The sequence below is a fragment of the Azospirillum canadense genome (assembly GCF_025961225.1).
GTDB lineage: Bacteria > Pseudomonadota > Alphaproteobacteria > Azospirillales > Azospirillaceae > Azospirillum > Azospirillum canadense.
The window spans coordinates 404,301-414,549 of sequence record NZ_JAOQNG010000007.1; the positions used below are offsets into that span (position 1 = coordinate 404,301).

A 10,249-nucleotide genomic window follows, 5' to 3' on the forward strand; every position below is an offset into this window, starting at 1 on the left:
CTGAACTTTCTAGGGGACGAGGTCGTCTGCGACGCGCCAGCGGCAGCGGTGCCGCACGATAAAGGGTAAGTCGGTGTAGACGCTGTCGGGAGACGTCCAGGTATCTGGGTGCTACTCCACCCGGTGCTTGGAGGCTCCGATGAGCCCAGGACCTGGAAGCGTCTTCCCGGCGACACTGAAGACATGGCTGAATGATCTCGTCGCTTCAATCCCGTCGCGAGGTTCGGGGACGCTACTTGAGCTGTTGCTGGGAACGATGTTGACGCCGCGCGGGATGATCAGCCAAGCGCTTCTGGCGATCCCCCCGCGCCGGGGCTGGCAAGCCTACTATTGGTTCGTGGAGCACGCTCGGTTCCCGTGGATTTCCCTAGTCCGCGCTCTGTGCGCCATCGTCCAGCGCGAGTTTCCGGAAGCCCGCCGCTCTCTGATCATCGACGACACCCTGCTCTTCCGCAGTTCGAAGAAAGCCCCCGACGCCGCGCTTCGATTCGACCATGTCAAGCGCGCCAATCGCCTGCGTGTCGTGCTCTGCCAGCAGATCGTCACCCTCTCGGCCAGCATCGTCGACGAGACGGGCCGGTTCCGCGCCGTCCCGCTCCTCTCGCTCATGGTGAAAGCTGACGGCCATCCCGGCCGGCTCTCGCTTGCCAATGCCCTACTCGGCGCCGTGGCCCGCCAGTTCCCCGCGGTTGGCGTCGTCATGGACCTGTGGTTCATTAAGGGGCCTTTGGTCCTCTGGGCCGCGCAGCGCGGCATCACCGTCATCGGGCGGGTTCGGCACGACAGCGCGCTGTTCCGCTTTCCGGCGCCGGCCGCGCCGGGCAAACGCGGGCCGCCCAAGAAGTACGGAAGCCAGATCACCCGGGAGGACTGGAACGCTTTGCCGGCACGGGAAGCCGTCCTGGCGGCGTATGGCGGTGTGCGAGCACGCTGGTGCGGGATTACCTGCCGCCCTCGCATCCTCCGTGGCGTTCCGGCCCGCATCGTCCGGGTGTCGATGTACGACACGGTCAAACACAACTGGTCTCCCAACCGCTTGCTGCTGTCCACCGACACCGCGTTGTCCGATGAGGCGATCCTCATCAACTCTTCCCGGAGGTCCGCAACCGAGCCGCTGTTCCGCGATCTGAAAGACACGGAAGGCTTCCAGGAACTGTGGATGCAGACCCGCAAACCCCTGCTGCGCTGGCTCCATATCGTGCAGACCGGTGCGGCTCTCGTGATCATGCAGTCGGCCCGGGCCGACCCGCAACTCAATGCCTTGGCGCACATCGGCGGATGGCGGAAGGAAAAACGCCCCTCCACCCCAGGTTTAGTCAAGGCCGCGCTGCTCGGCGCTTTCCGCTATCACGCGCCTTTGCCGCTGCTCGGCGCCGACAGGCAACCGGCTCGAAAAAGCTGACCGCTGAACCCGACCGGACCGCCTGTCGACATTCCGGCGGCCTGATCCGGCTGCCCAACCCTATTCCCCGCCCAAATCCACGCCCACAAACCCGCCTGTGCGAGTTCGTGACGTTCAGCCCGGACTTCTCCTGACTGGAAACTCCAGTGGAAGCCATCAAACGCCTTCGGTATGAGAGGGTAAGGCAATGCCCACCGCAGCGCGCCACCTCGCTTCACCTCGCCTTCGGTATCTCCGGCGGCGATCCTCACTCCCCCGATGCCATGTGGTCGTCGGCTTCCTGAAGCAAATTCGGGCCGGTCCTGCCCATGAAGGCGAGCCGGCGGTCGAACTTCGTTTCCATGACGATGCAAGACGTGGTGCGAACGACGCCCTTGATCATGTTGATGCGGGTCAGCTCGGCGTTCAGCTTCTCCAGCGTCTCCGTCGCGACGTGGATGACGAAGTCCCAGTCGCCGGAAATGGCGTAGACGGCCTGAACCGAGTCCATCGTCCGCAGGTGCGCGATGACGTCCGAATAGGTTTTGTTGTTGCAGACCGCCAGCGTGAAGCAGTTGACCGTGTAGATCAGCTTGCTCTGGTTGACGCGGACCGAATAGCCGTCGATCACGCCGGCGCTTTCCAGCCGCTGGATGCGTTCCTGCAAGGCGGTCCGCGAGACGCCGAGCTTGCGGGCGAGCGAGGAGGTCGGCTCCCGCGCGTTCTTTTGCAGCAGGGCGAGGAGTTGCTTGTCCTTCTCCGTCAGACGGAAACCTTGCTCATGGACCGACCCGGACATGCCGTCATACCCTCGCAACAATGGCCGGCCCTTCAAGCGCTTCGCCGCCGGGACCGCGATTCCTGCCAGAAATCCATCAGACGCAGTCCCGCATAGACCAAATCCGCGGCAGGGGCGCCGAAGATACCGCCATTCCAGGTCAAACGGTAAGGGGCGAAAAGACGAATCCGGTCGCTTTCCCCGGTGATCGCTTCCGCAATGACCCGCCCACCGATGGGCGCGCTGTTCATGCCATGACCGCCGAAAGACGAAGAGGTCCACAGGCCTTTTTCAACTTGCGCAATGTGCGGCATCTTGTGACGCGCGTAGCCCATCAGCCCCGACCATGCTTTTTCGATCCGCACGTTGGAAAGGCCGGGGAAGACCTCGCTCATGTCCCCGCGCAGCAGGGCGGCCAGACGCGTTTCGTCCTGCTCGTCGCGGGTTGTGATGCGCCCACCCCACAGCAGCCGGTCGCCATCGACGATGCGATAATAGTCGGAGGAGCGGCGATCGTCGCCAACCGCGTCGGTGGTCGCGACACAGTCCGAGAGCCGGTCGCCGAGCCGCTCCGTCAGCACGACATAGGTGGCGATCGGCAGGAAAGCGCGGTGCAAAGGGCCGAACTCGCGCCCACCATAACCGCCGCAGCACATGACCACGTCGCGGCACGCCACGGAGCCGTCCGCCGTGTCCACGCGCCAGCGCGCGCCCTCGCCGGGCGCGCCGTTTCGATGGATGCCGGTCATGGCTGTGCCTTCGAACAGGCGACCACCCGCCCCCTCGATCAGGCCGGCCAGCCCCAGACAGTAATTCAGCGGATGAAAATGGAAACCGGCCGGGTCGCGCAGGGCTTGGGAATAAATGTCGCTTTTCAGCAGTCCGCGCAGAGTCGGCCGATCGATGTAGGTGAAGTCGTAGCCGTAGTTTCGCGCCATGTGGTCGCGGTGCCGTTGCAACTGGTCGGCGGCCTCGTAGCGGGTGACGCTGAGCTTTCCGGTGGTCGGGTTGCAGCCGGGCACGGCGTGCGTGGCGATGGTGTCGCGGACAATGTCCACCCCCTCCACCGAAAGGCCGAACAGCGCGCGGGCGTGGTCCAGGCCGCACCGCTTCTCGATGTTCCGCAGCCCTTCCGACCAGCCCTGCAGGACGAATCCGCCGTTGCGGCCCGACGCACCCCAGCCGACCCTCTGCGCCTCCAGCAACACGACCGATCGGCCGCGCCGGATCAGCTCCCAGGCCGCGGACAGGCCGGCCAACCCGCCGCCGATCACGCAGACATCGGCCGTCGCCGCGCCGCGCAAGGGGGGGCGATTGGGCGCCGGAACGCGGGTGGCGCTGTAATAGGTGTTCGGGTAGTCACGCATGCCCGGAAGGCCCCGTTTGCCGGATCGGATTCTTGCTTGAGGGAGGTTTCTCCACCAAGGGCGCCATGGTGGAGAAACCTCCCGTTCCTTTACTTGGCGACGGTGTAGTCGATCCCGTACCACTTCACGGACAGGGACTTCAGCGTGCCGTCGGCCTTCATGGCGTTCACGACCTCGGCCAGCTTGGCCTTCAGTTCCGCGTCGCCCTTGTCGATGGCGATGGCCAGCGGCTCGTGATAGGCCGGCTTGTCGTTGATGGCGCGGATCGGATAGCCGCGCTTCACCGCCGCTTCGACGGTCGGCAGGGCGGAGACGATGGCGTCCACCCGCACGCCGTCGCCCAGCCGCAGGTCGTCCAGCGGACCGACGCTGTCGCCGTAGGTCTTGACCTCGCCCGGCTTCACGTCGACCATGAAGTCGGGCACGCCCACGGCGTCGATCTTCAGCTTGCCGTTGATGTAATCCTCGGACGTCGTGCCGCCCTCGACCCCGATGGTCTTGCCGTTCAGCGCCGCCCGGCTGTCCAGCTTGGACGTCTTGTGCACGGCGAAGACATAGGGCGTGTAGTAATAGATCGCCGGGAAGTCGAGCACGCGGGTCCGCCCGGTCGTCGGCGTCATGGAACCGACGGAGATGTCCCAGCGGCCGTTCCAGTTGCCGGCGGTGATGATGCCCCATTCCGGCGTGATGAACTTGGCCGTGGCACCCAGCCGCTTGGCGATGTCCTTGGCCACCTCCACGTCGAAGCCGTCGAGCTGGTTGTCCTTGTTCATGAAGGACTGGGGCGGCCAGTTGGCGGCGGTCGCGACCACCATTTCCTTCTTCTGCGTGATGCGGTCCAGCGTGGCGCCCGCGTCGGCGACGCCGGTGGAGAGGGCGAGCGCGCCAAGGGCGGCCGCGCCGAGGCACAAGGACTTGAGCGGAGTCATGCATCGTCTCCTGACGTGAGGGGAAGCCTTAAGGGTTTTGAATGCGTGGGTTTTTTGGCGCGCACAGGCGCGCGTCAGTGGCGGTAGCCGCGCGCCAGGCGGCGTTCCAGCCGGGCCTGCACCCGCTCCAGAACGATGGAGAGCAACCAGTAGAGGGCGGCGGCGGTGATCAGCATCTCCAGGTGCCGGAACTCTTCGCGTCCCTGGGTGCGGGCCAGGAACATCAGCTCCCACACGCCGATCACCGAGACAAGCGAGCTGTCCTTCAGCATGGCGATGAATTGGTTGCCGGTCGGCGGGATGATCAGGCGCAACGACTGCGGCAGGATGATCAGCCCCAGCGTGTGCATCGGCCCGAGGCCGAGGGAGCGCGCGGCCTCCCATTGCCCCCGGGGGATGCTCATGATGCCGGCGCGGAAGATCTCCGTCATGTAGGCGCCGTAGCAGAGCGACAACGCCGCCACGCCCGCCGGGATCGCCCCGATGACGTAGCCGAGCTGCGGGATGCCGAGATAGATCAGGTAAATCTGGATCAGCAGCGGCACGCCGCGGAAAAAGGACGTGTAAAAGGACGCGATGGCGACGGCAAAGCCATTGTCCGACAGCTTTGCGATGGCACCGATCATCGCCAGCACGAAGGCGATGGCGATGGACATCGCCGAGATGTACAGGGTCGTGACGACGCCCTGGGTGACCAGGAAGGCCAGCTTGCCCAGGATGAAGCTGTAGGACAGGTCGAAGCTGTAGAAGAACAGCAGGAACAGGCCGAACACCTCCAGCCAGACGGCGGCGATCTGCAACCGCATGCCGAGCCGGCCGAGGAGATAGACGTTCAGCGTCAGGAACAGCGCAAGGCCAAGGGCGACCCAGACGTTCACGAAACCCTCGCCGCCCGGCAGGATCGCGGCAATCGGCGCAACCAACGCGCCGAGGCCGGTGTGTCCGACGCCGCCCATGACGCCGGCCGCCATGATGACAAGCGCCAGCACGCCCAGGAACCACGCCTTGCTCGTCAGTTTGTCTCGGCGCACATGGTCATGGTACATGCCCGCGGCTTCCCTTTCCGTCCGTTTGTCCCGCTTTCCGTTTGTCAGCCTGAACCGGCCGTGCGACGGGCGGTATCCGGCAATCCGCCGGCTTGTCCGGAAAGTTGCGGAAATCCGCCGGGTGGGAACCTGCGAAACGGCGGGTGGAAGCCGCCACCTTGCAACGGCGTGTCCAGCCTTGCTCGGCGGTCGAAGACGCCTGTCGGTTCGGCAGCGTCTTGTCCTGTGGTCGGTCCGGTTCGCTCAAAGCCCCAAGCGCGGTCGTCGGCGTCACCGTCGATGCGCTGTGGCGGGCTGTCCATTGCACGGACCCTCGGGATCAATGCTCAGACACGGCGATATCACCCGATCCGATCCCGGACGGGCGTCCAAACTTGCAACAGAATTGGGCGATGGGGAACCGGGCGATGGGGAACCGGCCGATGGGGAACCGGCCGATGGGGAACCGGGCAACGGCTTTCTCTGGGAGTAAGCTCTTTTCCGCTCGTCAATTTTTGTAGAATTCGCCCCATACTGGATAGGACCTTTCGCTGGAGTGCACCCATGCGTCCTATGCTGGTTCTGGCACACTCTGTTCTGGTCCTCGGGAGCCTGGTTCATTCTGCTAAGGCCGGAGATGTCATTTTGGTGCCCGCCCAACCGAAGGCTGTCGTCATCGCGCCGCCGAACACGCGCGTGATCGCCCTTCCCTCGCGTTTGCAGAACCGGTCCCTCAACATTCCGCTGTCCGTCGTCGTGCCGCAGGTCAGCACCACGCTCGTCTTGCGCAACGGCGCGACGGCCAACCCGCAAGCCGGCTGGGGCAGCACGGACTGGACCTTCGTGGCGGGGCCGCGCACGGTGACGTCCCCATCACTGATCACGGCTGGCGCGGTCTATCCCACACACGGCGGCGTCTACGGAGGCACCGGCTTCTACAGCCCGCGCTACTACAGCGACTGACCCAGTGAACAAACCCTGTGCCGTCCCTCACTTCCGGGCTGGTTTCGCGGCGCCGGCGTGCGAGGGTGCGGCCGTGGCGAGCGCCTCGTACTCCTTGGCAATGTCCTTGAGCAGGGCGGGCGCGAACTGGCAGTTGACGTTGCCGGCGTTTTTGATGCCCTCGACGTAACTGACGCGCACCAGCTCAACGAGCGCGTCCGGAGCTTTCTTCGCCTTCAGCGAGGTGAGGAGCGGCCGAAGCTCCAAGGCCGGCTGCTTCTTTTGAAAGCAACGGTCTTGGATGCCATAGATTTTGGCTTGGGCCGTCACTTGGCGCGAGAATTGTTCGACACGTGCCGTGGCGTCCTGGGCGGCGGCCCACGCCGGCAGCGGCGCCAGCAACGTGAGGACGATGGCAACCGCGGGAAAGCAGCGAGAGAGCAGCATCGGGGGGATATCCTGCAGCGGATGGGGGGAGGCGATGCCTCCCCCGCAGCCTGATTGCGCACGCCTGTTCAGGGCGCGACGGCGCCCATGATGGTGGAAACGCTCGACTTGATCTGGCCGGTGTTCACCGCGCCGGCGACCGTTGTCTTCAGGTCGGTGCCGGCGATGGCGTTGGTCGCACCGATCTTGATGTCGCCGTACAGGTTGGCGTTGTTGACGGCAAAGGCGGTCAGGTTGGGCAGGGCGCCGCCGCCGTTGTTCACGAAATGCCGGCGAGTTGCAGGTTGCCCTGGAGATTGCCCTGCAGGCCGAGGCTCTGCGACAGCTCGCCGGCGGTGTTGGAGCCGGTGTTCGTGCCGGTGTTGGTGCCCGTCTGGGTGATCAGCGCGCCGGCGCCCAGGTTGACCAAGAAGGTGGAGTCGATCTTGCCGTCGTTGACCGCGCCGACCACCTGGGTGGCCGCCTTCAACTGCTCGGTGATGCCGTTGGTGCCCATCACCTGGATGCCGCCGAAGAGGTCGGCGTTGTTCTCGGCCCAGACGCTCCAATAACCCTTGTAGAACTGGCCCGACTGCTTGAATTGGTCGAACTGGATTTCCGGCGTGTAGCTGCCCGCCTGGGCGGCACCGGCGCACAGAGCCAGGACGGCGAACGAAGCCAAAGCAATTTTGCGCATGTTATCCTCGTGAAATTGAATGATCCGCCCGTCTGCCTAGGGTGCGGACTTTGTTTACGGGGAGGGCAGCCCCGCCACGTCGGGGCGCGCCGGCTCTGTGGTGAGCGGTGTGGCGACCCGATCGAGTTCATGGCGGCAAGCGTCGCCGCCGAAAAGCTTCGACAACAATTCGTACGTCGCGTAGTAGAGCATGCCGCGCAGGGCGAACTGCAGCGCCTCGCGCTGTTGCGACGACGAATCGATCTGAACCAGGGTTTCGCCGAAGAAGCGGCCGACATTGAAGCCGACCTCATCGGCGAAGATTTGTTTGTTGATGGCGGAGACCGCCTCGACTTCGCTGGTCGCGGCCTTGGTGAGGGCGAGATCCAGGCCGACCAGGGCGCGGTACTGGCGGTAGCGCGGGCCGATGCCGCCCACGTTGATTTCCGCAGACGCTCCCGGCAGGAAGTCCAAGGTGTTGATGCTGCCGGTGATGAAGTAGTCCGTCGGCGCGATGTTGGACGGCGCGCGGATGCCCCACTGCATCTCGGTGATGAGGACGCGCGGGTCGCGCCGGTTGACCACCCGCACCGCTCCGAATTTCACCAAAGCGGTCTGCACCATATCGCCGGCCCCTTGCGTGATGTATTTGCCCTGGCCGCCGTCGGAGATCGAGTCCTTGCCGGTGCTGTCGGCGATCTCGCCGACGCTGATGGTCACCGGCGTCCGCGCCAGGCCGCCGAGGCAGGCCACCGCCCGGTCGTAGGGCGTGACCACATCCTGGACCGGCGGGCCGGCCACCAGCGGGGCGTGGCGGTCCATCGGACCGACGGCGTTGGCGCACCCGCCGAGAGCAACGGTGAGAGCGATCAGGAGCGACCGGACACGGGGCATGGTCAGGGCCCTCCGCAGGCTTTGCCGGAATTGGTGGTCGGGCTGTTGTTCTGCGCCAAGCCGATCGAGGCGTCGCCGCACCCCGTGTTCTGCGCCGAGGCGTTCAGACTCACGCCCGAGACGTTGTTTCCGACGCTGACCTGGTTCCAGGAACCGATCGACGTGGTGCTCATGTTGTAATTGTTGACGTAGTAATTCGGCGACATGTTCGAGTAATAGCCGCCTTGAGCCTTCTTCTGGAGATCGGCGCGGCTGATGTCGACCGCGCGGTCCGTGCTCGACCGAAACTGCCGGTTCCCGTTCCAATCCTGGCTTGCGCTCTGCGCAAACGCAGGGTGGGAGCCGTTTGAAAAGGTGACAAACATGCCGATGGAGGCGTACAGCAGCACTCTGCGAGTGGCAGCCATGATGATGACCTCACCTATAAAAACAGATTTTATGCTATGAGATTATTGTGCAGAGCCGGTTTCGTTCTTGGCTTGCGAGAACTACGTCGCACAAATTTGTTCGTGTTTTCTACAATCGTTTGGCGATGAGCGCTTGGCCCCGTAACCACTTTAAAGGCTAATTCGCTCAAAAATTGAACCAATTTGGTTGCCATAGGCCGAAAGGGCCGTTCCTAGTTTCAAAGTTGATGGCGTGCCTTGTGCCTAAGGTGAGGCACGGACGGCGTGGCCGCGCGTTGAAATTATGGCCGCAGTATTTCGGGAGCGAAATAAATCCGCCGAACCGCGTCGATAACGGGCGCGCCATTTTACGGCCTGATGGTCACCAGGCACACCGAAGTACTAGGCGATGGAGTTGGTTGTCGGCATCGATAATCGCCGACCGGGCGCGCTTTCCTTCCGCGCGGGGCACTTGTCCGGACGTCTTTGCAACGCGCCGGAGGGCAACTGGTGGCTTCCAGACTGGCGCCGGGACCGGCCGGGGTCCGACGTGCCCCCGGCCAAGTCCAACCCGTGCGTCGCCGGCCGGCCGCCGCCCCCGGTTCACGGAAACCCGAGCGCGCCGGGTCTCCTCCCCCGAGTGTGCGGCGGCTTCCGCTGGATCAGGCGCGCTTGGCGAGCCTGTCGATCAGCCCGGTCCAGCTGCTGACCGAGATCAGATGCGCGTAGACCAGGGCAAGCCAGCCCCGCGCACGCCACGCGAGCACCACGTCCGCGGGCAGCTGGTTGAACAACTCCTCGTCGATGACCTTGAAGCCGGCAAGGCTCAGCCGCTCGCCGTTGACCAGCGTCACGTCCGCACGCTTGTCGACCAGCAGGTTCGCGGCGACCACCGCGTCGGTGAATTCCGCGGTGAAGGCGCTCTGCGCCTGGAATTCCTTGGCGAAGGCCAGGGCGTTGTCGGTCAGGGCGGAGGGCTTGCCGTCCACGAAGAACGGGTTGTCGGTGCCCTCGACCACCGACTCCGCGTCCTCGTCGATGCAGAGCGTGAATTCCGACTTGTCCGCGTTTTCCATGAAGATGAACGGATAGCGGCGGATGTAGGCGGGAACGTAGGCCCCCTCCTCCCACACGCCCTCCGCGTCGACGAACAGGTTGTCCCCCGTGCGCAGGCCTAGGAGGGCCACTGGCTGCACCACGGCGCCATCGGTGAACAGGATGGGGACGTGCTTGCACGCCGCCACGAACTCCGCCGCCATCAGGGGAACGGAGTTGGTGCCGGCGGTGAAGCCATGGCCGGCGTCCGTCCGCAGCGACCAGGCGCCATGACGGTCGGCCTGCAGCGGACGGGGATTGGCGTAGAACAAGGGAAGCGTCTGGTCGGTCATAATCAAGCGATCCAATTAAAACTGCGAGCTGGCCAAAACTGCGGGCTGGCGGAGCGG

At 64.7% G+C, this 10,249-nt stretch carries 12 protein-coding genes; 2 read left to right on the forward strand and 10 right to left on the reverse strand.

The window, feature by feature from the left end; translation table 11 throughout:
* Positions 1-139: 139 nt before the first annotated feature.
* Positions 140-1,402 carry an IS701 family transposase gene (locus tag M2351_RS29645; RefSeq protein WP_264659622.1) on the forward strand — a complete coding sequence of 421 codons (1,263 nt, stop codon included), beginning with the start codon at positions 140-142 and terminating at the stop codon, positions 1,400-1,402.
* 247 nt (positions 1,403-1,649) lie between these two features.
* On the opposite strand, the gene M2351_RS29650 is transcribed toward M2351_RS29645, so the two are convergent.
* From M2351_RS29650 to M2351_RS29665, 4 genes are all read right to left on the reverse strand, one after another.
* Positions 1,650-2,180: an Lrp/AsnC family transcriptional regulator gene (locus tag M2351_RS29650; RefSeq protein WP_264659623.1), complete on the reverse strand. Its 531-nt coding sequence runs from the start codon at positions 2,178-2,180 to the stop codon at positions 1,650-1,652.
* Between the two features lie 32 nt (positions 2,181-2,212).
* On the reverse strand, positions 2,213-3,526 hold the full coding sequence (locus M2351_RS29655) for an NAD(P)/FAD-dependent oxidoreductase (protein ID WP_264659624.1): 1,314 nt from the start codon (positions 3,524-3,526) through the stop codon (positions 2,213-2,215).
* Between the two features lie 89 nt (positions 3,527-3,615).
* On the reverse strand, positions 3,616-4,455 hold the full coding sequence (locus tag M2351_RS29660; protein ID WP_264659625.1) for a transporter substrate-binding domain-containing protein: 840 nt from the start codon (positions 4,453-4,455) through the stop codon (positions 3,616-3,618).
* A 74-nt stretch (positions 4,456-4,529) separates the two neighbouring features.
* Positions 4,530-5,501 (reverse strand): amino acid ABC transporter permease, encoded by a 972-nt coding sequence (locus tag M2351_RS29665; protein ID WP_264659626.1) that lies wholly within the window; start codon positions 5,499-5,501, stop codon positions 4,530-4,532.
* A 627-nt stretch (positions 5,502-6,128) separates the two neighbouring features.
* Here M2351_RS29665 and M2351_RS29670 point away from each other — a divergent pair.
* A complete protein-coding gene (locus M2351_RS29670; RefSeq protein ID WP_264659627.1) occupies positions 6,129-6,443 on the forward strand; it encodes a hypothetical protein in 315 nt (104 codons plus the stop codon).
* 27 nt (positions 6,444-6,470) lie between these two features.
* On the opposite strand, the gene M2351_RS29675 is transcribed toward M2351_RS29670, so the two are convergent.
* The 6 genes from M2351_RS29675 to M2351_RS29700 form a co-directional block, all read right to left on the reverse strand.
* A complete protein-coding gene (locus tag M2351_RS29675) occupies positions 6,471-6,869 on the reverse strand; it encodes a hypothetical protein (protein ID WP_264659628.1) in 399 nt (132 codons plus the stop codon).
* Between the two features lie 68 nt (positions 6,870-6,937).
* Positions 6,938-7,132: a hypothetical protein gene (locus M2351_RS29680; RefSeq protein WP_264659629.1), complete on the reverse strand. Its 195-nt coding sequence runs from the start codon at positions 7,130-7,132 to the stop codon at positions 6,938-6,940.
* Complete coding sequence (locus M2351_RS29685; protein ID WP_264659630.1) at positions 7,129-7,545, reverse strand: hypothetical protein; 417 nt, start codon at positions 7,543-7,545, stop codon at positions 7,129-7,131. Before M2351_RS29685 ends, M2351_RS29680 begins: the two co-directional genes overlap by 4 nt.
* Positions 7,546-7,599: 54 nt before the next feature.
* Positions 7,600-8,346, reverse strand: coding sequence for a CsgG/HfaB family protein (locus M2351_RS29690; RefSeq protein ID WP_264659631.1), 747 nt, complete (start codon positions 8,344-8,346; stop codon positions 7,600-7,602).
* Positions 8,347-8,420: 74 nt separating this feature from the next.
* On the reverse strand, positions 8,421-8,825 hold the full coding sequence (locus M2351_RS29695) for a hypothetical protein (protein ID WP_264659632.1): 405 nt from the start codon (positions 8,823-8,825) through the stop codon (positions 8,421-8,423).
* Positions 8,826-9,466: 641 nt separating this feature from the next.
* Positions 9,467-10,192, reverse strand: a complete 726-nt coding sequence (locus M2351_RS29700; protein ID WP_264659633.1) for a SapC family protein — start codon at positions 10,190-10,192, stop codon at positions 9,467-9,469.
* Positions 10,193-10,249 lie beyond the last annotated feature (57 nt).